The organism is Mesorhizobium vachelliae (assembly GCF_033977325.1).
GTDB lineage: Bacteria > Pseudomonadota > Alphaproteobacteria > Rhizobiales > Rhizobiaceae > Mesorhizobium > Mesorhizobium vachelliae.
The window spans coordinates 1-22,790 of sequence record NZ_JAVIIR010000004.1; the positions used below are offsets into that span (position 1 = coordinate 1).

Sequence of the window (22,790 nt, forward strand, 5' to 3'; positions counted from 1 at the left end):
CCGGTCACCGAACCTGTGGCAGTCGCGTTGTAGGATCCGGCCTCGCTCGCCGCGCTGACCAGCGCGTCCTCGTCCACGATCGCCGTCTGCGGGTTGTCGGCCGCCGTCGGCACGCTGTCCTCGAAGATGATGTGCGAGCCGACTTCCGTATGGTCGGTGTTCGTCAGCGTCTGAATTTCCGTGACGTTGAGAATGTCGAAGCCGGGCGTGTTGCCCGGAGGCATGATGTTCTCGACCACGAACTGGTCGAACTGCGCGCCATTCAGGGAGGTGAATTGAATCTTCTCGCCTGCTGTGAGGCCGTTGACAGTGCCGTCGGGAGCGCTCGTGGTGCCGCCGAAGGTTATGCCGTTGTTGCCGGTGGTCCGCGCCGAATCCGCGATCAGGGTCGTCCCGCTGAAGACTTGGATGTCGCCCAGCGCCACGGTGCTCGTGGAAATGCTTGTCTGCGTGCTGCCGAAGGTGGTGCTGGACTCGTTCTGGGCGATGATCTTGACGTTGACGCTCTTGCCCGTCGGGGTCACCTGGCTGATGTCGAAGCTCGCGCCCGTGCCTTCGATATAGGCGAGGCTCTTGAGCGTGCCGTCGGTGAGGAAGGTCTTGTCCTTGGTGGAGCCGCCGGAGAAGGTCGACACGAAATCGAAGCGCAGTGCTCCGCCGGGTGTAACCGCCTGGCTATCGCTGCCGTCGCCGACCGAGCTGGTATTGACCGTGTCGGGGTTGGCCGTGCTGGAGTCGAGCCCGGTCACGAGGACGGTGGATTTTCCGTCGCTGCTGGTGAACGGCAGCCAGTAGTTCTGCCCGGGTTGCTTGGTGCCGATATTGAAGGACTGGGTGGAACTGGACGATCCGCTGACATAGACGAGGTTGTGGAGATCGAGGGTGTTCGCGTCCTCCCCCAGGGCCGGCTTCGTGTTGGTGAGTGCCTCGTACTGCACGACCCAGATCGTCGCGCCGCCGCTCGTTGGCTGCAGCAGCAGCGCGAAGGCGACCGTGCCCGTGCTGTTCAGCTCGCGACCGAGCACGATGTCGGGATTACTCGGATCGGAGTAGAGGAAGATCTCGCTGCCGTCGATCGCCTTGAAGCCGGTGTCGACGCCGTTCAGCGCCCCGCCGCTGCTGGTTGTGAACTGCAAATTCTGGTCGGTCGTGCTGACGATCGCGTCCTCTGAAATACCGATCGCCTGCGTCGTGCCATTGGGGCCGTTCGTCGTCGTGTCTGGATAAATGCCCAGGGTCTTCAGCTCGGCGCCGAGCGAGGACGCCGTGGTAATGCTGCTTTGAAAGGTGGATAACGTTACGTTGTCGTCGGGATCAGAGGCGTCGGTGTCCGAGGCAAGGGATGTCAATCCTAGGTTTTCGTCCTCAATGACGTTGCCGGTGATGGTAAGTGACATGATGTAGCTCCCTGCTCAGCGGCGAATGCGCCGCGGCGTTCCTGTTTCGCAGTCTTGATTTCTGATGATCGCCGACCCCATCCAAGTGAATGGGCCGCGATCGCGGTGATGGGCTTCCACGCGCTTGCCATGGCCTGCACCAAGCCTTGTCCGGAGGGCGACCTGCGGTGAGGTCAGCACGCCCGGAGCGTCGTGATCTGGGTGACATTGCGGCGTGGCATTGGCGCTGTCCGGCGCAACGGACGGATCAGCATGGTCGTTCGTGAGGCCGGCGGGCTCGTCGGCCGTGATGTCATGGGTCAGGATGTCGAGCGCCATCGAGACTCTCCCAGGTTTCGATGCGGCAGGCGCTAAATCGGCCCCAACGCCGGCAACCGGCCGCATGGGCGCTCATCCACCGGCGGAAGCCGGCGCTGCGCGCCATCGTTAAAGGAAACTGGAGTTCTGGATTAACTCAGGGGGTAGAGGGTGTTGGGAGGAGCCGCCGCTGTCCCTCCGCTCCATGCCCCGTCAGGCATTTCTCGGCGGATGCGTCCTGCGCGCATCGGTGACCCACCAACGGCGGGCACCACGGATCGACAATGAGGGCATACTCAACCCCGCCCCTCTACAACAGGCATTGACTGCCTGTACGCCTCCCGCTCACAAATGAGCACCAAAAACTTTACGCTTATTTGTGGAAATTTCAAATCGGACTATTGCTTTTTAACAAAAAGTGTGCGGAGGAAAATGGTCTCACTCACCCAGGGACCTTTGTCCCTTACCATTCGAAGTATTTGAAAATAAAAGACAATACGGTAGAACGCGCTAAAGGATTTGACTGTGACACCTGCGGCAGCGATGAAATAGGCCCATGAAAACAACGATCGCCGTGGCACCTATGATGGATTGGACGGACAGGCATTGCCGGTTCTTCCACCGTCAGCTGACGCGCCGCGCGCTGCTTTACACAGAGATGGTGGTGGCGGACGCGGTCATCCATGGCGCGCGCGAGCGGCTACTCGGTTTCGACGCTGTCGAGCACCCGGTTGCATTGCAGCTTGGCGGATCGGATCCCGCAAAGCTCGCCGAGGCCGCGCGGATCGGCGAAGCCTTCGGCTATGGCGAGGTCAACCTCAATGTCGGCTGCCCGTCCGACCGCGTCCAGTCAGGTACGTTCGGCGCCTGCCTGATGAAGACGCCGCCTCTCGTCGTCGAGTGTGTCGCGACCATGAAGGCTTCGGTGAAAATCCCCGTCACGGTCAAATGCCGCATCGGCGTCGACGATCAGGATCCGGAGCCTGCTCTCGACACGCTGGCCGACGGCGTGCTCGCCGCAGGCGCCGACGCGCTCTGGGTGCACGCCCGCAAGGCCTGGCTGGAGGGGCTGAGCCCCAAGGAGAACCGCGACATCCCGCCGCTCGACTATCCGCGCGTCTACCGGCTGAAGGCGAGAAAGCCGGATGAATTCATCGGCATCAACGGCGGCATCCAGTCGCTGGCCGAGGCGTCGGCGCATCTTTGCCATGTCGACGGCGCGATGCTCGGCCGCGCGGCCTATCATACGCCCGGCATCCTCACCGGCGTCGATGCAGCCTTCTATGGCGAGGCGGCAGCCGCCTTCGACTACGCGGCATTGATCGATGCCATGGCCGGCTATGCCGCGCGCCATATCGAACAGGGCGGGCGGCTCGGCCACATTACCCGCCACATGGTCGGATTGTTCCACGGCCTGCCGGGCGCGCGCCGCTTCCGGCAGATCCTTTCCACCGACGCCAACAAACCCGGCGCCGGGGCGGAGGTGTTGAAGATAGCGTTCGCGGCGGTTGATTTCACAGCCGCGGAAGCCGAGGCAGCCTGACCTTCGGTTAAAGCGCGTTGCGCTTTAACCTTTTCCTTATGCATGACGTGGTCCCAGAACCGCTACGCACTTCTGGGCGACATGCATCAGTCCCGCAGGATCATCCGGTCGCCGCGCACGTCGAAACCCGATAGCGAACTGATGAAGTTCATGCCGAGCAGGCTTTGCTCGAGCATGCCGGGCGCCGCGACCATGACCGGCATGCCCTTGCGCACGATGCCGCCGATCGCCAACTCGTTGGTTGTGACGGTGGCGGCGCGCGCCATACCGTTGGCGGTCGAGACATCGACGGTGTAGCTGAGCGCCGCCGGGTTGAAGCCGGCCGCCTGGGCGTCTTCCGCCGTCAGCACCGTGCTGGTAGCGCCGGTATCGACCACCGTCCGCACCGGCGTGCCGTTGACCAGGATTCGCGCCTCGAAATGCCCGTTGCCGGCCTTGTCGAGCGTCACGGTGGCGCGGCCATTGTCGACGCCGAGCGCGAGCGGGCTGCCGGGGACAAGGCCGGCGGTCACGCGGCTCGCGACGTCCTGCAACTCGTAGCGATACTGGTAGCCGGCGATCAGCACGAGGATCAATGCGGCCCAGACGCCGATGTTGCGCGCCATGTCGCCCAGCGGCCGGCCCGAGCGGAGCAGGCTCGCGCCGATCACCATCACCAGCACGCCGACCCAGATCAGCCGGCCGAAATCATTGTTGTTCATGCCGAAGGTGTGGCCGGCGGAATTGTTGAGCATGAGCAGCGCCAGCCCGACGCCGATCACCGCCATGACGATCCAGAACAGCCGATTCATCGGTTTCTTCTCACAAAAGGCCGCGCTCGCGCGCCATGCGGGTACGCCGGGTCTCGCGGCGCGGCCGCCGCTCCACCGTTTCGAGCCGCGCCGGCAGTTCGGACATGACTGATCGGCGAACCTCAGGGGTCATCGTCAGCCAGCCGGAAATCTCGTCGCGCGTGCGGCCGCAGCCGAAGCAGAAGCCGGTTTTCATATCGATCGAACATACCAGGATGCAGGGGGATTCGATGGCGGTCATGCTGTTCTCTTGGCTTTATTCCACATGGTGCAACCGCCGGAGCAATGCAAGCCCTCCGCATTGCGCCGCAAGGCAACGCGTTCGCGGCATCGTCAGGCGGTTGTGCCGGCTGGAGAAGGCGGCTATGCCGCTTGCGATTTCCACAACGAACCGCGACCGACATAAATGCCTAAGCCTTTCGACGATTTCCGAAGCCTCCTGGCGGCGTTGCCGCCTGCCGATGACGCGGCGGGCGCCCGTGTCCGCGCGCTGTTTGCCAAGGCGGACAAGCCCAAAGAATCGCTTGGGCGCGTAGAGGACATCGCCGCCTGGATTGCCGCCTGGAGCGGGCGCGCCCCGCCGGCGATCAACCGGCCGCTGATGGCGATCTTCGCCGGCAATCACGGCGCCGTCAGGCACGGCATTTCGCCGCGGCCGGTGGCGGCGACCGCCAACGAGGTCGAGCTCTGCGCCGCCGGGGGTGCTGCGATCAACCAGGTCTGCATCGCCAACGATCTCGGCCTGAAAGTCTTCGACCTCGCCTTGGATATCCCCACGGGCGACATCACCGAGGAGGCCGCGCTCGATGAACGCGGCTGCGCCGCGACCATGGCCTTCGGTATGGAGGCGGTCGCGGGCGGCGCCGACCTCCTATGTCTTGGCGATCTCGGCGTCGGCAATTCCACGATCGCCGCCGCGCTTTGCGCCGCGCTGTTCGGCGGCGAGGGGGCCGACTGGGTCGGTTCGGGGGCGGGCGCCGATGCAATGATGATCGCGCGCAAGGCCGAGGTCGTCGATCGGGCTCTGGCATTCCATGGCCCGGATCTGAGCGATCCGCTCGAGGCCTTGCGCCGGGTCGGCGGACGCGAGTTCGCGGCGATCTGCGGCGCCATTCTCGCGGCGCGCATGGAGAAGATCCCCGTGCTGCTCGACGGGTTCGTGGCGACGGCGGCGGCCGCAGTGTTGCATGCAGCCAATCCAGGCTCGCTCGATCACTGCCTGCTTGCCAGCTTGTCGCCGGAGCCCGGCCACGCCAAGGCGACCGAAAGGCTCGGATTGCGGCCGCTGCTCGATTTCGGCATCAGCCATGGCGAAGGGGTAGGGGCGGCTCTGGCCGCCGGGATCGTCAAGGCCGCGGCGTTGACCAGTTCCGGGATGGCGGTGGCTGTCCGCCGTTAAAGCATGTCTCCCGAAAGTGGGAACCGGTTTCGGGAGAAAGACATGCGTAGAATCAAGAACCCAAAGCGCAGGAAGCGAATCTGAAAGATCGCGACCCGCTTTAAAGGTTCCAAAAGCCGCTTTAGCGGCGTCCACGCGTCGCCGCGACAGTCCTGGTCGGCAAGGCCGGCAATTCCTCCATCACCCGGCTCAACGGGAAGATGGCGATCGCCTCGGTGCCCTCACGCAGCTTGGAATGAAGCTCGAACTCGCCACCATGCATGGCAAGCAGCCCCTGCACGATCGGCAGGCCGAGGCCGGTTCCCTGTTCGGCGCTCTTGATGGCGATCGAGCCCTGGCCGAAAGCGGAAAGCACCACCGGGATTTCCTCCTCCGGTATGCCGGGGCCATTGTCCTTGACCGAAATGTACTGGCCGCCGCCGGCGGTCCAGCCCACGCGCACGCGCACCTCGCCGCCCGACGGGGTGAACTTGATCGAATTGGACAGAAGGTTGAGCGTGATCTGCCTGACGGCGCGCTCGTCGGCGAAGAGGCGCGGCAAGGTCTCCTCGAACTCCTGGATGATGCGGATGTCCTTGTTGCGGGCGCGCAGCTCCATCATATGGCAGCAGTCTTCAACGATGGTCACCAGCACGACCGGCTCCTCGTTGAGCTGGTAGCGGCCGGCCTCGATGCGAGACAGGTCGAGGATCTCATTGATCAGGTCGAGCAGGTGCTGTCCGGACTCGTGCACGTCATGGGCATAGTCGCGATAGGTCGGATTGTTCATCGGACCCAGCACTTCATTGGCCATCACTTCGGAGAAGCCAAGAATGGCGTTGAGCGGCGTCCTGAGCTCATGGCTCATCGAGGCGAGAAAACGCGATTTCGCCAGATTGGCGTCCTCGGCGCGCCGCCTTGCCTCGTCCGACATCGATTTCGCCGTCTCCACCTCGGCAATCAGCGCGTCCTTCTCCGAGCGGAAGGAGAGCAGCATCAGCGAGGCCCGGTTGAGATGGCGCGCGACGTAACCGAAGAACGGAAGCGCCGCGATGAGCAACGCCGCCATAGTGGCCTCGATCGGCGTCCATAAGCGCATGATGGTGTAGACATAAACGGCAACGGGGATGGCGAAGGTCGCGAACAGCGCGCCACCAAGCGAGGAGGCCAAGACCGCCGTCATCGCCATGGCGACCAGGATCACCATGGCCTTGGCCACATGGAACTGGTCGATCTGGCATGTGTCGCAACCGATCCAGGCGAACCATGCCCAACCAAGGCCGCACAGGAAATGGCCGATCAGGAAGTCGCGGCGCGTCGGTGCCGGGTCGAGCTCGGCTGCTTCGGTCCGCTCCACGCGACGCGCCATGAAAGCGACGATCGTGTAGCAAAGCAGCGTCGACAAGGCCCAGATGGTGATCTGGCTGTCCATGCCCGCCAGCCGGCCGACGGCCGCCACGGCGAGCACGAGCAGAGGGATCGCGACTGCGCTGACCACCATTGCGCGCGCATGCAGCTTCAGCAGCTCACGATCGAAGTCGAGGCTGCCCGCCTGCTGCGAAAGCCGGTCGCGCGTCTTGCGCACCGCGCGCGCCACATCGCTGTTGCGGTGCGGTTTACGGCGGTCCACAATAAATTTATCCGCTGTGTTCGAGCGTTGCAAAGGCATACAGACTTCAATTTCTGCGCGCAGCGACTATCAGTTCGTTAAGCTACGTTCGAATGATTAAGAGACTGTTTGCCATATGAGCCGTTTCGGGCCGCGAGGACCGCGCCGACGTTACGCGGGACGTTCGCCGCGAAGCCTCTGGCGCAAGTTGCTGGACTACGGACTGGCCTTCCTCTTGCTCGGGCTGCTCATCCTGGTGGCGGCGCGCCTCGACCGCTTCGAGACGCGCAAGGAGCAAGGCACGGCGATCATCAATGACGGGGATTCGATCACGCTCGGGACCGAGCGCATCCGGATGCGCGGCATCGACGCTCCGGAGTACCAGCAGACCTGCCAGAAAGCCGGCGCCGACTATCCCTGCGGCAAGCTGGCGCGGCAGGCGCTGGTGCGCCTGATCGCCGGCAGGCCCGTTTCCTGCAGCGGCTGGCAGCGCGACCGCTACGGCCGGCTGCTCGGCGATTGCAGGGCCGGCGACACCGACCTGAACAGGGCCCAGGTGCAGGCCGGATGGGCGGTTGCTTTCGGTGACTTCGAAACCGAGGAAGCTGTGGCGAGGGCGGCCAAGGCCGGCATCTGGGCGGGCACTTTCGAGGAGCCGCAGCAATGGCGCGACAGCCATCATGACGCACCGGTCGAGAGGAAGCACGGCATGCTCGCTTCGTTCGGCGATGTGTTGCGCGAATTTGTTCGCTTCTGGTGATGGGCGGGCCCGCGTCCTATGATCCGGTGGAGAAGCTGGAGGATGGAATGAAGCTGTTCGACGGCGGCCGGGCGCCCAACCCCCGGCGCGTGCGTGTCTTCCTTGCCGAGAAGGGGCTGACGGTGCCGCTGGTGTCTGTCGACATGGGCGCGCTGGAGCATCGCGGCGAGCAGGTGGCGCAGCGCAATCCGCTGCGACGCCTGCCGGTGCTCGAGCTCGATGACGGCACCATCATCACCGAATCGATCGCGATTTGCCGCTATTTCGAGGAGTTGCATCCCGAGCCCGCGCTGTTCGGCAGAGGCGCGCTTGGGAAGGCCTTGGTCGAGATGTGGCAAAGACGCCTGGAACTGAACCTCATGGTCAGCGTCGCCGCCGCGTTCCGGCACATTCATCCGGCGATGAAGGAATGGGAGGTGCCGCAAATCCCGGAATGGGGCGAGGCCAACAAGCCGAAGGCGATCGAATTCCTGCATCTGCTCGACAATGAACTGGCGGAACGCGAGTTTGCCGCCGGCGATACCTATTCGGTCGCCGACATCACCGGCATGATCGCCATCGATTTCATGAAGCCGGCCCGCATCAAGGTGCCGGAGGAATGCACCAACGTGCTGCGCTGGTATGCAGCACTTACGAGCCGGCCGAGCGCGGCAGCCTGAGCGATAGCGATTGTGGATAGTCCGATTGACATGAGCGAAGCGCTGGAGCGCCTCACCGAAAGGGTGCGGGCCTGCCGCATCTGCGTCGAGGAACCGCGCGGCAGGCCTTTGCCGCATGAGCCGCGGCCGGTGCTGCAGCCGTCCTCCACGGCGCGGATCCTGCTTGCCGGCCAGGCGCCGGGCACCAAGGTGCATGTGTCGGGCATGCCGTTCACCGACGCTTCGGGAGACCGGCTGCGAAACTGGCTCGGCGTGAGCAGCGATGAGTTCTACGACACCGAAAAATTCGCCATCGTGCCGATGGGCTTTTGCTTTCCCGGCCAGGACGCAAAGGGCGGCGACCTGCCGCCGCGTCGCGAATGCGCGCCGGCCTGGCGCCAGGACCTCATGGCGCTGATGCCCCGGATCGACCTTGTGCTCACCATCGGCGGTTATGCGCAGGCATGGCATATGGGGACGACGCGCCTGCCGTCGCTGACCGAGACGGTCAGGAACTGGCGCGCCATGTGGGATGGACCGGCCATGCCGAAAGTGCTGCCGCTGCCGCATCCATCCTGGCGAAACACCGGCTGGCTGAAGAAGAATCCCTGGTTTGAAATGGATTTGCTGCCCTTCCTGAGATCGGAAATCCGCTATCGCATCGATTAGGCATCCTGCAAGAAATCACTCGCTTTTGCCGCCATCGGCAGAATTTCTTTCTTGTGAAAGGCTCCGATAAAGGGGATTATAGCCAAACTATTCCCCTGGAGCTTCCCATGGATCGCCTCGACAGAAAAATTCTCCGCCTCCTGCAGGAGGACGCGACGCTCGCGGTCGCCGATGTCGCCAAGAAAGTCGGCTTGTCGACCACGCCGTGCTGGCGGCGCATCCAGAAGCTCGAGGAGGAGGGCGTCATCAAGCGGCGCGTCGCCATCCTCGACCACGAGAAGGTCAATGTGCGCGTCACCGTCTTCGTGTCGATCCGCACCAATTCGCACAGCCATGAATGGCTGCGGCGCTTCTCGGAGGTGATCCAGGAATTCCCGGAGGTGGTCGAGTTCTACCGCATGAGCGGCGACGTCGATTACCTGCTGCGCGTGGTGGTTCCCGACATCGCCGCCTATGACGCTTTCTACAAGCGGCTGATCGCCAAGATCGAGATCCGCGACGTCTCGTCGTCCTTCGCCATGGAGCAGATCAAGTACACGACCGAGATACCGCTCGACTACATGGTGCTGGACAAGGAATCGGGCGCGAACGCGGCGTGACCCTGGTTACGCCGATCAGCCTTAGTTCTTCTTCTTGTTGAGGAAATTCCACGGCGAGTTGACCGGCAGCGTGACCGTGTCCGGCACGCTGTCGACGCTCGCCACCTCGGCCCTGCGCACCGTATAGCCCGACTGGACGATCGAGACGCCGTCGAGGATGAAAAGCTGGCTCTTCTCCATGCCGGGCTTCAGCACGCCGGTGACCGCGACCGGTTCATAGGCCTCTTTCATCTTGTAGGGATGCGCGGGCGTCACCAGCACGATCTGGTTGGGTGGCGGCGTCGGCATATGGCTGCAGGCGCCGGTCCACGGCACCAGCAGGAACTGGTAGACGAGGTCACCCTCGCGGTCGACCGGCAAAGCGTAGCCGGCTAATTGTATCGTCTTATCCTGCAGATTTAGCGACAAGGTCTCGCCATGGTCGGGCAGTTTTGCAGCGATCATCGGCAGGCTCGCGTCCTCGGCGACGGCCTGCGTCGCGGGGCGCAGATCCTTCCAGAAGATATGCGCGACATCGGCCGCGGCATCGGCTCCAGAGGCAGCAAGCAGCAGCATGGCGGCCAGCGCGCATGATTTGAAACGCTTGTTCATGGTTGCTCCATCTTCCGCCAGTGGATTTGCGGAATCGAGTAAAAGCGGCGTGACCGATTCGCGCTCATCGATTCAGCCGCATCACATGCCGGCGCGTGCCGGCGGTTCCGGTCTCATGGAAGCCTCGCGCGTCGAACATGTCGCGAAATCCCATGAAGCGGTAGCTGGGTGCCGCCTCGTCGACGGGATAGGCTTCGATGACACGCGCCTTTGGAGAAGGCGTGTTCGATCGCGGCGTCGAGCAAAGCGGACGCCAGCCCGCCACCACGCAAAGCCCTCGGCACATAGAAGCAGACGATCGACCATATGCCGGTCTCGCTGTCGTCCTGTTGCTTCGACAGTTTCCGGTAGGTCTCGCGCGGCGCGACCGAGCACCAGCCGACCGGTCTGCCGTCGAGTTCGGCGACAATGCCGACCGGTGTGCCTTGCTCGATCAGCGCCGTCATCATGCGCTTTTTCTCGTCGTTCTGGGTGTGCTCGCGGCTGGAATGGCGCCAGGCCATGCACCAGCAGTATTTCGGTGCGCCGGGCTGCTCGAACAACGTCTCGAAACGGCCACGTGTCTCTGGCGTCACCTCGACAAAGCGGACGCCGGAAAGGTCAGGTTTTTGCGGCTGCGAGCCTTGCGAGCTGTCTGGCATCCGTCAGTTCCTTCACCGCATCCTTGCCGATCCAGCGCGCCGTCCTGTCCGACGATGCCGCCAGCTTTTCCGCCAGCGCCAGCGCAGGGGCGTGCAGGCTCAGCGACCGCTTGCCGATCTGCCGCAGCGCCCAATTGACCGCCTTGCGGACGAAATTGCGCGGGTCCCCGGCATGTCTCTCGATCAGCGGCAGATAGGCAAGGAAGGTCGCGTCCGGTTCCTTCTTGAGATGCACCGCGCTCCAGGCCAGCATGGCAAAGGCGGTGCGGCGGACGAATTCGCGGTCGTCCTCGGCGAACTCGCCGATCAATTCGCGCCAGAACGGCGTTTCGGCAAAGAGGTCGGCAACGGTGTCGACGATCTCCCAGCTGTCGAAATCGGCGGCCCAGCGCCGGCATTGAGCGATGTCGACCTTCTTCGGCTCGCCAGTGAAGGCGGCCATCAGCCGCGCTTCCCTCACACCGCTGTCCCACAGCAGAAGCGATCGCTCGTGGTTCCTCTTCAACATGCGCGCCAGCGGCCGCAATTTGGAATTGCCGACGCCGAGCGCGCTCGCCGTGTTGATGCCGAAGCGTGCCATGCCCGCCCGGTTCGCCTCGGTGCCGATCGCGCGCAAGTGAGCGACGATGTCGTCGGCGCTCCAGCTCGGATCGGGCAGGCGCATCGTCCCTATTTTTCCAGGCGGGCAAGCAGCGAAGACGTGTCCCAGCGCTTGCCGCCCATGTCCTGCACATCCTTGTAGAACTGGTCGATCAACGCCGTCACCGGCAACTTGGCGCCGTTGCGGTTGGCCTCCGCTAGGCAGATGCCGAGATCCTTGCGCATCCAGTCGACGGCAAAGCCGAAATCATATTTGCCGGCATTCATAGTCTTGTGGCGGTTTTCCATCTGCCAGGAGCCGGCCGCGCCCTTGGAGATCACCTCGATGACCTTTTCGATGTCGAGCCCGGCCTTCTTGCCGAAATGGATGCCTTCGGCGAGCCCCTGGACGAGGCCGGCGATGGCGATCTGGTTGATCATTTTCGTCAATTGGCCTGCGCCCGCCGGACCCATCAGCCCGACCATGCGGGCATAGGCGTCGATGACAGGCCTCGCCTTGTCGAAGGCGGCTTGTTCGCCGCCTGCCATGACGGTCAGCACGCCGTTCTCGGCGCCGGCCTGGCCGCCGGACACCGGCGCGTCGAGGAAGGAGAAGCCCCCCTTGCGCGCGGCTTCGTCAAGCTCGCGCGCGACCTCGGCCGAGGCGGTGGTGTTGTCGATGAAGATGGAACCTTTCTTCATTGCGGCGAAGGCGCCGTTGGCACCTGTGGTGACCGAGCGCAAATCATCGTCATTGCCGACGCAGGAGAAGACGAAGTCCTTGCCCGCGGCTGCTTCGGCCGGCGTCAGCGCCAGCTTACCGCCATGCTGGGCCACCCACTGCTCGGCCTTTGCCTTGGTGCGGTTATAGACGGTGACGTCATGCCCGCCCTTGTTCCTAAGGTGCCCGGCCATCGGATAGCCCATGACGCCAAGACCGAGAAATGCAACCGATGCCATAAGCTTGCCTTCCAACAAAACAGAGATTTCAGTGGCGGAAGGTCTAGGCTATGCGAAAAATTCGTCAAGGCACGCGGCGCCGCATCGACTGGTGCAGGCGGCCGGGGCTCGGCGATCTAAGTCTTTGTTTTATGCAAGTCGTTTCCCCCAAAACCGCTGCGCACTTTAGGCGACATGCATTATCGATGCAGATGGACGGTGATCCGGCGCTCGATCCATTCGACGCCGTGGCGCAGGATCTCGACCATCACCAGATAGACGATCGCCACCCAGATATAGGCCTGGATGTCGAAGGATTTCGCGTAAGCGAGCTTGGCGTTGCCCATCAGGTCGTAGACGGTGATGATGGCGACGATCGCGGATGCCTTGATCATCAGGATGAGTTCGTTGCCGTAAGGCCTGAGCGCGACGATGATCGCCTGCGGCAGGACCACTTTGCGCAGCGTCTGCAATTTGTGCAGGCCGAGCGAGGCGGCACCTTCCCATTGACCGCGCGGCACGCTTTCGATGGCACCGCGCAGGATTTCCGCCTGGTAGGCGGCGGTGTTGAGCGAGAAGGCGAAGACGCCGCAATAGAAGGCCTCGCGGAAGAACCACCACAGCCCGACCGTTTCAAGCTCGGGCCGGAACGAGCCGATGCCGTAATAGACCAGGTAGGTCTGCACGAGCAGCGGCGTGCCGCGGAAGAAATAGACGTAGCAATAGGCAAGCCCGGACAGGAACCAGTTCTTCGACATGCGGCCATAGGCGACCGGCAGCGAGAGGATTGCGCCGGTCACCATCGAGATCGCCACCAGCGACAGAGTGGTTCCCAAGCCTTGAAGATAGGCCGGAGCGTATTTGGCGAAGAATTCGGCGTTCCAGGCATAGACCAGGTAGGCGACGATGCCGAGGCCGAAAAGAATCCAGATGCCCACCAGCGCGTAGCCTAGGATGCGGGCTCGGGGCCAGCCGCGTGCTTGTGGCGGCGGCTTGTCGATGGCGATAGCCTGGCTGACGCTCATCGCGCTTCCCTCCGCCCGAGGTGGCGCAGGATGTAGCCCGTGGCGATCGACGACAGCACGGCCAGCAGCAGGAAGACCAGCGCCGCAACGCTGTAGAAGAGGAAGGAATGCTTGGTGACGCGCGCCGCGACACCGGCCTGGCGCAGGGTCTCCGCGAGATTGACCACCGAGACCAGGGACGTGTCCTTGAGCAGGCTCAGCCAGCAATTCTCCAGGCCCGGAAAGGCGATGCGTATCAGCTGCGGCAGGACGACCAGCCGCATTGTCTGCCATTTCGACAGGCCAATGGCGTAGCCGCCCTCATATTGGCCTTTCGGAATGGCGCGGAACGCGGAAAGGAAGACCTCGCTGGCATAGGAGGAAAAGATCAGCGCCAGCACGATCATGCCGGCGACGAAGCTGTTGACGTCGATCGTGGCGTCCGGATTGAACAGCCGCACGACATGCTGCAACAGAAGCGGCATGCCGAAGAAGAACAGGAACAGCGTCACCAGTTCCGGCAGGCCGCGGAAGACCGTGGTGTAGATGTTGCCGGCCAGGCGCAGCGATGGCTCTTCATGCTGCTTGGCGAAGGCGACGAAGAAGCCGATCACCAGGCCGATCGGCAATGTGGCGAGTGCCAATGCAATGGTGACCAGAACGCCAGACGCAATGTCGTCACTCCAGCCGTCCGGTCCCCAGCTGAGAAGTGTCCAAATGCTTTGGGCCGGCATTGACGGGTCGTGTCTCCGTGGCGATCCCGGAAGGAGAGAAGGGCGGCGAGGGGTGCCTCACCGCCCTTGGCTAACTTATCAGGATTCGGCGCCGTAGACGTCGAACTTGAAGTACTTGTCGTTGATTTCCTTGTACTTTCCGTTCTTGCGGATGGCGTCGATCGCGTTGTTCAGCTTGTTGACGAGGTCGGTCTCGCCCTTGCGCACGGCAATGCCGGCGCCCGGTCCGAAGATCTCGACCGGCTGCGGCGAGGGCTGGCCGAGGATCTTGCAGCAGGCGCCGTCCGGCGAATCCAGCCATTGCTGCAGCACGACGATGTCGTCCTCGATGGCGTCGAGACGGCCATTGGCGAGGTCGGCCTGTTCCTCGGGGCTGCTCGGATAGCCCTTGATGGTGCTGTCCGTGTAGGTCTTGGAAGCGTAGTTGTAGTGCGTGGTCGTGGTGGCGACGCCGATGTTCTTGCCGGCGAGGTCTTCCTTGGTCACGCCCTTGAGCGGCGAATCCTTCGGCACGGCGATGGCCGACGGGGTGTTGTAGTATTTATGGGTGAAGTCGACCTTCTGGGCGCGCTCGGGCGTGATCGACATCGAGGCGACGATCGCGTCGAACTTGCCGGCCTGGAGCGCCGGGATGATGCCGTCCCAATCCTGCGCGACGAAGGTGCATTTCACCTTCATCTCATCGCAGAGAGCTTTGGCGATATCGATGTCGAAGCCGACCAGTTGGCCGTCCGAGGTCAGGTTGTTGAAGGGCGGGTACGCGCCTTCGGTGCCGATCCTCAGGGTCTTTTCCTGAGCCTGGGCGACGCCAAGTGTCAGCAGCGCGGCCGAAGCGGCAAGCGCGATACGCAGTGCAATACGCATGATAATCCTCTCATATTGTCATGGCCGCTGTCCCGTGCGGCTCTTGTGGGCGGAGCTTCTTTACCGCCCGCTGGGGCGGATACTCCCACTCTTTCCAAGAAAAAAGCAACTGCAAATCAACGGCAAACGACAATCACGATGTGCCGCTGCGTTACTTGGTTTGAGCCACGAGACCTGTGCTGCGCTCGACAAAGTCGGCTATCGATTTGGTGTCGTCGAGGTCGAAAACCGGCAGGTGTTCGCCTTCGACTGTAAAGTCTGCGGCCACAGCGACGATGTTGGGATCGTTGGCCGAAAGCGGCGTCCGATCCTTGGCCTCGAGCCGCCTTGCCTCGATCTTCTTGTGCGCTTCGCGCTTGTAGCCTTCGACCAGCACGATATCCGAGGGCGCCAGGCGCGCCAGTATCTCGTCCAGCGTCGGTTCGTCCTCGCCCCGCAATTCGTGCATCAGCGCCCAGCGACGGCCGGAAACGATCGCGACCTCGGTGGCGCCCGCCTGCCGATGGCGGAAGCTGTCGGTGCCCGGCTTGTCGATGTCGAAGTCATGGTGGGCGTGTTTCACCGTCGAAACCGTCCAGCCGCGCGCCACCAGCTCGGCGACCAGCTTTTCCGTCAGGGTCGTCTTGCCGGAGTTCTTCCAGCCGGTGATGCCGAATACGCGTCTCATGGCCTGAGGCTTTGCAACAGACGCTCCGCCGCCGCAAGGTCATCCGGTGTGTTGACGTTGAAGAACGGGTCGATCTTTTGGTTGCCGGCCGCGATCATGGGGAACTCGACCTCGACATGGCCATGGCGCTCCATGAAGGCCGAAACCCGCCGGTTGTCCTCGTCGACCAGGAAACGGCGCAAGGCGTCGCGCAGGCCGAGCGGCCAGAGCGCGAAGGTCGGGTGCCATCTGCCGTCCGAACTGGCAATGGCGATCGCGCCTGGGCGGTCGTGAACCGCCGCCACTAGGTGCTCGACAAGGTCGTCGGGGAAGAACGGCGTGTCGCCGGCGGCGCTCACCAACCACCGGCAGCTCGTTTGGCTCGCCGCCCATTCGAGGCCGGCGAGAATGCCCGCCAGCGGCCCAGCATGGCCCGGCACCTTATCCTCGAGCACTGGCAGGTCCAGGGCGGCAAATCGCGCCGGATCGCCGTTCGCGTTGAGCCCCAGGGTCGCGACCTGCGGCTTCAATCGTTGGGCGACATGATCGATCAGCCTGGCTTTACCCAATGAAAGCAGCGGCTTGTCGCCACCGCCCATCCGGCGCGCCTGGCCTCCCGCCAGAATGATCCCCGCAACATTTCGGTCCATCGGCCTATATGCCGTCCGGCGCCATGTCGGGTCCAGCGCTTTCAGCGGCAGGTTGCTGCCTGCCGACGACGCGCTCGCGGTAGAGCGCATAGAGGCCCGAGCCGATGATGATGCCGGCGCCGACGATCATGGGGAGGTCGGGGACATCGCCGAAAATGACGAGGCCGAGCAGGATCGACCAGAGCAGGGCGGTGTAGCGAAAGGGCGCGATGAAGGAGATGTCGCCCGACCGCATCGCCATGATGATGAACTGATAGCCGATGAGCACCAGCACCGCCGCCAGCGCCAGAAGCGCGGTCGCCCGGCCGCTCATCGGCGTCCAGCCACCCATCGGCGACAAAAGCAGCGCGCCCAGCACGGTCATGGCAAGCGCGGTCGCCGTCGACACCAGCAGGGTCGGGATCGCCTCGGGGATGCGCCTGGTGGAGAGGTCGCGCACCGCGCAGCAGGCGACGCTGGCCAATGCCACCAGCGAATAGACGCTGAACCCTTCGAACCCCGGCCGCACGATGATCAGCACGCCGACGAAGCCTGCGGCAATGGCGGTCCAGCGTCGCCAGCCGACGCCTTCGCCGAACACCAGGGCCGCGCCCATGGTCACCGCCAGCGGCAGCGCCTGCATGACGGCCGAGACATTGCCGATCGGCAGATGCGCGAGCGCGATCAGGAACGACACCGTGGCGCCGGCTTCGCCGGCGACGCGCATGGCCACCATCGGCTGCAGCATGGCGGCCGGATTGGCCAGCGTGCCGCGCCGCCAGGCGAGCAGGCCGATGAAGAGGGACGCGAAGGCGCCGCGCACCAGCATGACCTGCGCCATGTTCATCGATTCGGAAGAGAATTTGGTGATGGCATCGTTCAAGGTGAAGCCGACCATGGCCACGATCATGAACAGCGCGCCGCGCAGGTTTGGCGAGAGAGGCAAAGGCGTTTCCGGATTCTATTTTGGATCGAACCTGTAGCAGGTCGCTGGAAACAGCAACGCCAAAAGAAATGGGCCACGAATTTCTGCGTGACCCATCTGATCGATTTGTCGAGGTTTGGAAGACTTACTTCGGCGTTAGCACTTCGGTGCCGTTGCCGTTCTGGCCGGCTATGGTCCACAGTCCGTGCAAGGAACCGTCCTTCTCGATCTTGTAGACGACGAGACCGATCTCCTTGCCCATCGCGTAGCCGGCGGAAAACGCATTGTCGTTGCGCATGCAGATGCCGTCCGAGGTCGAGCCGCCGGTTTCCCAGTGGATCGTACAGGTCGTGTCACTGGTCAGCGTGATGGTCGCCTCGCCGCCATATTTCGAGCCGTCAAAATTGGTACCGGCGACGGTGTAGGTGCCGCCGATCGACTGAGCAGCGGCCGACACGGAAGCAATCCCAAGCATTGCAAGTGAAAGCAAGAATGTGCGCATGTGCACTCCCCCTAGAGCGAAAATCGCACCCGGAAGCTAGGCTGGAAAAGGTTGGCGGTAAATCGGCCGGAAGGCCGTGTAGATGGTTTATTTCGAGTGTGGCCCGGACGCCTCGTGCAGGCTGGCGGCGATGGCGCCGACCAGCGGGTCGTATTTTGCCTTGAGCGCCGCGGGGTACTCGATGAAGACGCTGTGGATCGCGTCCTCCTTGCCGAACACGCTTCGCCGATAAAAGATCTTGTCACCCTTCGTGCCCGACAGCACCGCCCAGTTCTTGCCGGCCTTGCTGTAGGTGATCTTTTCGCCGGACTCTGGGCTCGACTTTTCGTTCTCGACGAGGCTCTTGGGCGTGTCGCCGAGCGCATTGTAGCTGCCGTAACAGGCCACGCTGGCGCCGTCGGTGCTGTGCCATTCCAGGCCGTCGCCATTTTCGGGCTCGGGCATACGCTCGGTGAAGATCTGGTCCGGAAAAGCGCACACCGTGCCGAAGCGCGCATTGACATAGGTGAACGGCTTGGCCAGCGCCGTTGTCGTCAAGTTCGTCGACAAGAACAGAAGCGCGGAAAACGAGCCGATGCGACGAAGATTCTGCATGATACCCCCTGGTCGATGACCGAGGTGATCCTGCACCAAATCGTGGAAAAAATCAGCCGCCGGTGACGCTCATATGCCGCGATACCGAAGGACGGCTGGTGCGGCGGTCGATGATGAAATCATGGCCCTTGGGCTTGCGGCCGATGGCCTCGTCGATCGCCTCGCCGAGCAGCTCGTTGCCTTCGGAGGCGCGCAGCGGCGCCCTCAGATCGGCCGCATCTTCCTGGCCGAGGCACATATAGAGCGTGCCGGTGCAGGTCAGCCGCACGCGGTTGCAGCTTTCGCAGAAATTATGCGTCATCGGCGTGATGAAACCGAGCCGGCCGCCGGTCTCGGCGACGTGGACATAGCGGGCGGGACCGCCGGTCTTGTAAGGAATGTCGGCGAGCGTGAATTGGCGCTCCAGCGAGGCGCGCAGCAGCGACAGCGGCAGATACTGGTCGGTGCGGTCGGCCTCGATCTCGCCCATCGGCATGGTCTCGATGAGGGTGAGGTCCATGCCGCGGCCGTGCGCCCAGCGCATCAGCTCGGGGATCTCGGCGTCGTTGAAATCGCGCAAGGCAACCGCATTGAGCTTGATCTTCAGCCCGGCCTTCTGCGCGGCGTCGATGCCTTCCATCACCTTGCCGAGATTGCCCCAGCGCGTGATCTGGTGGAATTTGCCGGCATCGAGCGTGTCGAGCGAGACGTTGATGCGCTTGACGCCGCAGTCGGCGAGCTCAGCGGCGAAGCGCGAAAGCTGCGAGCCGTTGGTGGTGAGCGTCAGCTCTTCCAGCGCGCCGCTTTGCAGATGCCGCGACAGCTGGCGCACCAGATGCATGATGTTCTTGCGCACCAGCGGCTCGCCGCCGGTCAACCGCAGCTTCTTCACGCCTTTTTCGATGAAAACGCTGCAGAGCCGGTCAAGCTCCTCGAGTGACAGCAGATCCTTCTTGGGCAGGAAGGTCATATCCTCGGCCATGCAATAGGTGCAGCGGAAATCGCAGCGGTCGGTGACCGATACGCGCAGGTAGCTGATCGTGCGACCGAAGGGGTCGATCATGTCCATTGGCAAGCGTTTCCCGTGGCCTCAGCGGCGTCGTTATATACAGCTATGTGATACGATCCAATGCCGCATTCAAGATAGAAGGTCTTGATCTTTGGTAACATTCTCCAACCGACATCGGGTGTCGGCTGCTTCCTAATGATCCTTTTCGGATCGCGCGAAGCGGCGTAGGGAAGGGCACAACCCAGACAGGACCAGTCATGACCGCGCCTAAGGAACTCAGGGTCTCGAAGGACCGCAAGCTCTTGACCGTGACCTTCCCCGGCCACCAACCGTTCGAATTGCCGGCGGAGTTCCTGCGTGTGGCGTCGCCGTCGGCGGAAGTGCAGGGCCACTCGCCGGAGCAGCGGGTGACGGTTCCGGGCAAACGCAATGTCGCGATCCTCAAGATCGAGCCGGTCGGCAATTATGCTGTGCGCATCACCTTCGACGATTTCCACGACACCGGCATCTTCACCTGGAACTATCTGCATACGCTCGGCCACGAAAAGGACGAGCGCTGGAACGCCTATCTTGCCGAGCTGGCTGAGAAGGGGCTGAGCCGGGATCGCTAGCCTAGCGCGTGGCAACCCAATTTCGGCAGCCGGCTGTCGTAAAGACGTCATGGACCTGGAGTAGCGCCGGCAAAAGGTCAGGAGGCGAAAAAAGATGTCGCGTATCACATCCGTCGAGCAACTCGAGGCCCTTTATGGGCTGCCGGGCGAGGCCTCGGTCGTCAAGGAACTCGACCATGTGATTCCCGAATATGCCGCCTTCATCGGGGCCTCGCCCTTCGTGGCGCTGGCGACCAGCGGACCGGAGGGGCTCGACTGCTCGCCGCGCGGCGATCTCGCGGGCTTCGTGCGCATCGTCGATGACAAGACGCTGATGATGCCGGACAGGCGTGGCAACAACCGCGCCGATTCGCTGAAGAACATCATTCGCGATCCGCGCGTCGGGCTGCTCTTCCTGGTGCCGGGCTCGGGCACCACGCTGCGCGTCAACGGCCGCGCTCATATCACGACCGATGCCGGGCTTTGCGCGTCCTTCACGGTCGACGGTAAGCCGGCGCGCTCGGTCACCGTCATCGATGTCGACACGGTCTATTTCCAGTGCGCCCGCGCCATTGTGCGCTCGGAACTGTGGAATCCGGCCAGGCATGTCGACCCGAAGTCGCTGCCGACGCCCGGCCAGATCCTCGAGGTCACCAGCCGCAAGAACATCGACGGCGAGAAGTACGACCAGGAGTGGCCGGAGCGCGCCAAGAAGACCATGTGGTGATTGGAAGCCGGCTCAGGCTTCCTTCAGCACGTCGGCGATCTTGCGCATCTGCTCGCCGATCATGTCGCACTGTTCCGGGGTCGACTGGCTCATCGCCTTCTCGATCAGCGCCATGTGAACCTTCAGCGCCTTCATCAGCAGAGCTTCGCCCTCCTCGGTGAGGTTCAGGCGCAGCACGCGCTTGTCCTTCTCGTCGCCCTCGCGCCGTACCAGCCCGCGCGTCTCGAGCTGGGGCAATAGCATGGTGACGTTGGAGCGGCCGACCAGCAGCTTGCGGGCGAGGTCGTGCTGCGACATCCCGGGGTGGCGGTAGAGGTTCATCAGCACGTCGAGCTGCGCCGGCTTGAGGTCGAGCGGAACGAGCTTCATCGCCAGCGTGCGCTCCAGCACATGGCAGGCGCGCGCCACCGCAACCCAGTTGCGAAAGCGAGGATTGTCCCAGGGTAGCTCTTGCTTAATGTTCATGTTTGAACTATTATGTTCATGCTTGAACGAATGGATGGACTGCCAATATGGCATCATTTGGAATGAAGGTCATCCGGGGCGTTTTCGGCGCGGCCGAGCATGTTGCACCGCGTCTTAGCGGCCGCGCCGCATTCGAATTGTTTTGCCGCACACCAAGCGTCAAGACCTTGAGCGATGGCGAACGCCGGGCCGTCGAACGCGCCTCAGCCTTCATGGCCGAGGCGCGCCATCACCGGCTGAAGACCAGGACGGATTGCGTCGCCGTGCACGAATTCCGCCCTGAGCCGGGCAGGGAGCCGCGCGGCACCGTGCTCGTCATCCATGGCTGGCGCTCGCGCACCGAATATATGCGCGCCTTGATCGAAGGGTTTCACGGCGCCGGCTACAAGGTCGTGTCGCTCGACCTGCCCGGGCATGGCCATTCGCTCGGCCGCCATCTCAACATGGTGAATGCGGTGGAGGCGGTGCGTGTCACAGGCGAATGGTTCGGTCCCTTTGCCGCCGTCGTTGGCCACTCCTTTGGCGGCGCGATCGCCGCCAATGCCGTCGCGGCATCGGTCAAGAGCATGCCGCCGCTCAAGGCGCAAAAGCTGGTGCTGATTGCCGCGCCGAGCTCCTTGCCTGCGATCTTCGACGATTTCAGCGACATGATGAATGTCGGACCGCGCTCGCGCGTCGCCATGGCGGACCGGGTGAAACACCTGTCCGGACGGCCGCTCAGCGAATTCACCGGCGATCGCCAGCTTGCGGAGGCGCCGGTGCCGACGCTGATCATCCACGCGCCGGACGATCGCGAAGTCCATGCCGACCATGCGAAGCGCTATGCGGGCGCCGGCGACCATGTCCATCTGCACTGGGCCGACGGGCTCGGCCACCGCCGTATCCTCGCCGACAGGGATGTCGTAGCGCGCGCGGTCGGTTTCGTGACTGACCAGCGCGAATCGACCCGGCACTAATCAGCCTATCAGTCCGCCTTCTTTTTCTGCCCCGGCTCTACGGGCAGGCCGGCCGCTTTCCAGGCGGTGTAGCCGCCGAGGATGTGCTTGACCGGCGTCAGGCCCATGTCCTGCGCCGTCTTGGTGGCGAGCGCCGAACGCCAGCCGCCGGCGCAGAAGAAGACGAAGGTCTTGCCGCTGGCGAAGAACGGCTTGTGATACGGGCTTTCGGGATCGATCCAGAATTCCAGCATGCCGCGCGTCACATGCCTGGCGCCGGGAATCTTGCCGTCGCGCTCGACCTCGCGAGGGTCACGCAGGTCGACGAAGATGGTGTCATCGTCCTCCAGCAGCCCCGCTGCCTCCTCCGGCGACACGACCTCGATTTCGGCATTCGCCTCGTCGAGAAGCTGGCGATACCCTTTCTTCACAGCAAATCCTCCCGACCACGTTGCTGCGGCCGCTGAAATTTCGATCACAAAGCCTGGCGTTTGTCACGGGCGTTGCGCCTGAATGGACATGTCATGCTGTAGGGTGGCGAAGAAGGTGGCCGCGGCCTGGCAACCGAAGTCGGTGGGCAGTTCGCCTTCAGCCACGGCCCGTTCCAGACGTCAACGACTGATTGTTTCCGGTGCCTTGTTGAGCGCGTGCGGCCCGGGGCAAATCGCTGCTTCGGGTCTCACGATGATGTGAAACTGTTCTGCAACACGGCTCCGGAAATTTATGGAAGCTTAACGAAATCAGTATGAATCGGTA

At 63.3% G+C, this 22,790-nt stretch carries 29 protein-coding genes; 9 read left to right on the forward strand and 20 right to left on the reverse strand.

Annotated features, from left to right (window positions below):
- A partial coding sequence (locus RFM41_RS10140; protein ID WP_430708734.1) for a hypothetical protein occupies positions 1–1,397 on the reverse strand: 1,397 nt, incomplete at its 3' end.
- Positions 1,398–1,412: 15 nt separating this feature from the next.
- The gene (locus RFM41_RS10145; RefSeq protein ID WP_320245116.1) at positions 1,413–1,715 is read right to left on the reverse strand and encodes a hypothetical protein; all 303 of its coding nucleotides are present in this window, start codon (positions 1,713–1,715) and stop codon (positions 1,413–1,415) included.
- 535 nt (positions 1,716–2,250) lie between these two features.
- On the opposite strand from RFM41_RS10145, the gene dusA reads away from it, so the two are divergent.
- Positions 2,251–3,237: a tRNA dihydrouridine(20/20a) synthase DusA gene (gene dusA / locus RFM41_RS10150; RefSeq protein WP_320245117.1), complete on the forward strand. Its 987-nt coding sequence runs from the start codon at positions 2,251–2,253 to the stop codon at positions 3,235–3,237.
- 86 nt (positions 3,238–3,323) lie between these two features.
- Here the strand turns inward: dusA and RFM41_RS10155 are convergent, their stop codons facing one another.
- On the reverse strand, positions 3,324–4,028 hold the full coding sequence (locus RFM41_RS10155; protein ID WP_320245118.1) for a TIGR02281 family clan AA aspartic protease: 705 nt from the start codon (positions 4,026–4,028) through the stop codon (positions 3,324–3,326).
- Between the two features lie 10 nt (positions 4,029–4,038).
- Positions 4,039–4,269 carry a DUF1289 domain-containing protein gene (locus RFM41_RS10160; protein WP_320245119.1) on the reverse strand — a complete coding sequence of 77 codons (231 nt, stop codon included), beginning with the start codon at positions 4,267–4,269 and terminating at the stop codon, positions 4,039–4,041.
- Positions 4,270–4,434: 165 nt separating this feature from the next.
- Between RFM41_RS10160 and RFM41_RS10165 the strand changes: the two genes are divergently transcribed.
- On the forward strand, positions 4,435–5,427 hold the full coding sequence (locus RFM41_RS10165) for a nicotinate-nucleotide--dimethylbenzimidazole phosphoribosyltransferase (RefSeq protein WP_320245120.1): 993 nt from the start codon (positions 4,435–4,437) through the stop codon (positions 5,425–5,427).
- Between the two features lie 121 nt (positions 5,428–5,548).
- On the opposite strand, the gene RFM41_RS10170 is transcribed toward RFM41_RS10165, so the two are convergent.
- Positions 5,549–7,075: a sensor histidine kinase gene (locus RFM41_RS10170; protein WP_320245121.1), complete on the reverse strand. Its 1,527-nt coding sequence runs from the start codon at positions 7,073–7,075 to the stop codon at positions 5,549–5,551.
- A 76-nt stretch (positions 7,076–7,151) separates the two neighbouring features.
- Between RFM41_RS10170 and RFM41_RS10175 the strand changes: the two genes are divergently transcribed.
- The 4 genes from RFM41_RS10175 (at position 7,152) to RFM41_RS10190 (ending at position 9,681) form a co-directional block, all read left to right on the forward strand.
- On the forward strand, positions 7,152–7,775 hold the full coding sequence (locus RFM41_RS10175) for a thermonuclease family protein (protein WP_320245122.1): 624 nt from the start codon (positions 7,152–7,154) through the stop codon (positions 7,773–7,775).
- 47 nt (positions 7,776–7,822) lie between these two features.
- Positions 7,823–8,434, forward strand: coding sequence for a glutathione S-transferase (locus tag RFM41_RS10180; RefSeq protein ID WP_320245123.1), 612 nt, complete (start codon positions 7,823–7,825; stop codon positions 8,432–8,434).
- A 30-nt stretch (positions 8,435–8,464) separates the two neighbouring features.
- Entirely contained in the window at positions 8,465–9,082 is a 618-nt protein-coding gene (locus RFM41_RS10185; protein WP_320245124.1) for a uracil-DNA glycosylase family protein, read from the forward strand.
- 107 nt (positions 9,083–9,189) lie between these two features.
- Positions 9,190–9,681, forward strand: a complete 492-nt coding sequence (locus tag RFM41_RS10190) for an Lrp/AsnC family transcriptional regulator (RefSeq protein WP_006205209.1) — start codon at positions 9,190–9,192, stop codon at positions 9,679–9,681.
- Positions 9,682–9,702: 21 nt separating this feature from the next.
- Here RFM41_RS10190 and RFM41_RS10195 read toward each other — a convergent pair whose 3' ends face one another.
- From RFM41_RS10195 to moaA, 13 genes are all read right to left on the reverse strand, one after another.
- Positions 9,703–10,272 carry a DUF3299 domain-containing protein gene (locus RFM41_RS10195; protein WP_320245125.1) on the reverse strand — a complete coding sequence of 190 codons (570 nt, stop codon included), beginning with the start codon at positions 10,270–10,272 and terminating at the stop codon, positions 9,703–9,705.
- 113 nt (positions 10,273–10,385) lie between these two features.
- Positions 10,386–10,913 (reverse strand): GNAT family N-acetyltransferase, encoded by a 528-nt coding sequence (locus tag RFM41_RS10200; protein WP_320245126.1) that lies wholly within the window; start codon positions 10,911–10,913, stop codon positions 10,386–10,388.
- Entirely contained in the window at positions 10,873–11,577 is a 705-nt protein-coding gene (locus tag RFM41_RS10205; RefSeq protein WP_320245127.1) for a DNA alkylation repair protein, read from the reverse strand. The genes RFM41_RS10200 and RFM41_RS10205 overlap by 41 nt, the downstream gene beginning before the upstream one ends.
- 5 nt (positions 11,578–11,582) lie before the next feature.
- Complete coding sequence (locus RFM41_RS10210) at positions 11,583–12,452, reverse strand: NAD(P)-dependent oxidoreductase (RefSeq protein ID WP_320245128.1); 870 nt, start codon at positions 12,450–12,452, stop codon at positions 11,583–11,585.
- 179 nt (positions 12,453–12,631) lie between these two features.
- Positions 12,632–13,456 (reverse strand): ABC transporter permease, encoded by an 825-nt coding sequence (locus tag RFM41_RS10215; RefSeq protein WP_320245129.1) that lies wholly within the window; start codon positions 13,454–13,456, stop codon positions 12,632–12,634.
- Positions 13,453–14,169 (reverse strand): ABC transporter permease, encoded by a 717-nt coding sequence (locus RFM41_RS10220; protein ID WP_320245130.1) that lies wholly within the window; start codon positions 14,167–14,169, stop codon positions 13,453–13,455. Before RFM41_RS10220 ends, RFM41_RS10215 begins: the two co-directional genes overlap by 4 nt.
- A 78-nt stretch (positions 14,170–14,247) precedes the next feature.
- Positions 14,248–15,033, reverse strand: coding sequence for an ABC transporter substrate-binding protein (locus RFM41_RS10225; RefSeq protein WP_320245131.1), 786 nt, complete (start codon positions 15,031–15,033; stop codon positions 14,248–14,250).
- Between the two features lie 151 nt (positions 15,034–15,184).
- On the reverse strand, positions 15,185–15,700 hold the full coding sequence (mobB, locus tag RFM41_RS10230; RefSeq protein WP_320245132.1) for a molybdopterin-guanine dinucleotide biosynthesis protein B: 516 nt from the start codon (positions 15,698–15,700) through the stop codon (positions 15,185–15,187).
- Positions 15,697–16,329, reverse strand: coding sequence for a molybdenum cofactor guanylyltransferase MobA (gene mobA, locus RFM41_RS10235; RefSeq protein WP_320245133.1), 633 nt, complete (start codon positions 16,327–16,329; stop codon positions 15,697–15,699). The genes mobB and mobA overlap by 4 nt, the downstream gene beginning before the upstream one ends.
- Before the next feature lie 4 nt (positions 16,330–16,333).
- The gene (locus RFM41_RS10240) at positions 16,334–17,254 is read right to left on the reverse strand and encodes a DMT family transporter (RefSeq protein ID WP_320245134.1); all 921 of its coding nucleotides are present in this window, start codon (positions 17,252–17,254) and stop codon (positions 16,334–16,336) included.
- A gap of 124 nt (positions 17,255–17,378) precedes the next feature.
- Positions 17,379–17,735, reverse strand: a complete 357-nt coding sequence (locus RFM41_RS10245) for a hypothetical protein (RefSeq protein ID WP_320245135.1) — start codon at positions 17,733–17,735, stop codon at positions 17,379–17,381.
- Between the two features lie 87 nt (positions 17,736–17,822).
- Entirely contained in the window at positions 17,823–18,329 is a 507-nt protein-coding gene (locus RFM41_RS10250; RefSeq protein ID WP_320245136.1) for a hypothetical protein, read from the reverse strand.
- A gap of 52 nt (positions 18,330–18,381) precedes the next feature.
- Entirely contained in the window at positions 18,382–19,377 is a 996-nt protein-coding gene (moaA, locus tag RFM41_RS10255) for a GTP 3',8-cyclase MoaA (RefSeq protein WP_320245137.1), read from the reverse strand.
- 197 nt (positions 19,378–19,574) lie between these two features.
- Here moaA and RFM41_RS10260 point away from each other — a divergent pair, with 197 nt between their 5' ends.
- Together RFM41_RS10260 and RFM41_RS10265 are read left to right on the forward strand one after the other, a co-directional pair.
- Positions 19,575–19,928 (forward strand): gamma-butyrobetaine hydroxylase family protein, encoded by a 354-nt coding sequence (locus RFM41_RS10260; RefSeq protein WP_040982795.1) that lies wholly within the window; start codon positions 19,575–19,577, stop codon positions 19,926–19,928.
- Positions 19,929–20,022: 94 nt separating this feature from the next.
- Entirely contained in the window at positions 20,023–20,634 is a 612-nt protein-coding gene (locus RFM41_RS10265) for a pyridoxamine 5'-phosphate oxidase family protein (protein WP_320245138.1), read from the forward strand.
- Positions 20,635–20,646: 12 nt separating this feature from the next.
- Here RFM41_RS10265 and RFM41_RS10270 read toward each other — a convergent pair whose 3' ends face one another.
- A complete protein-coding gene (locus tag RFM41_RS10270) occupies positions 20,647–21,099 on the reverse strand; it encodes a MarR family winged helix-turn-helix transcriptional regulator (RefSeq protein WP_320245139.1) in 453 nt (150 codons plus the stop codon).
- A gap of 47 nt (positions 21,100–21,146) precedes the next feature.
- Here RFM41_RS10270 and RFM41_RS10275 point away from each other — a divergent pair, with 47 nt between their 5' ends.
- A complete protein-coding gene (locus tag RFM41_RS10275; protein WP_320245140.1) occupies positions 21,147–22,055 on the forward strand; it encodes an alpha/beta hydrolase in 909 nt (302 codons plus the stop codon).
- An 8-nt stretch (positions 22,056–22,063) separates the two neighbouring features.
- Here the strand turns inward: RFM41_RS10275 and RFM41_RS10280 are convergent, their stop codons facing one another.
- Positions 22,064–22,465 carry a rhodanese-like domain-containing protein gene (locus tag RFM41_RS10280; protein WP_140805842.1) on the reverse strand — a complete coding sequence of 134 codons (402 nt, stop codon included), beginning with the start codon at positions 22,463–22,465 and terminating at the stop codon, positions 22,064–22,066.
- Between the last annotated feature and the right edge of the window lie 325 nt (positions 22,466–22,790).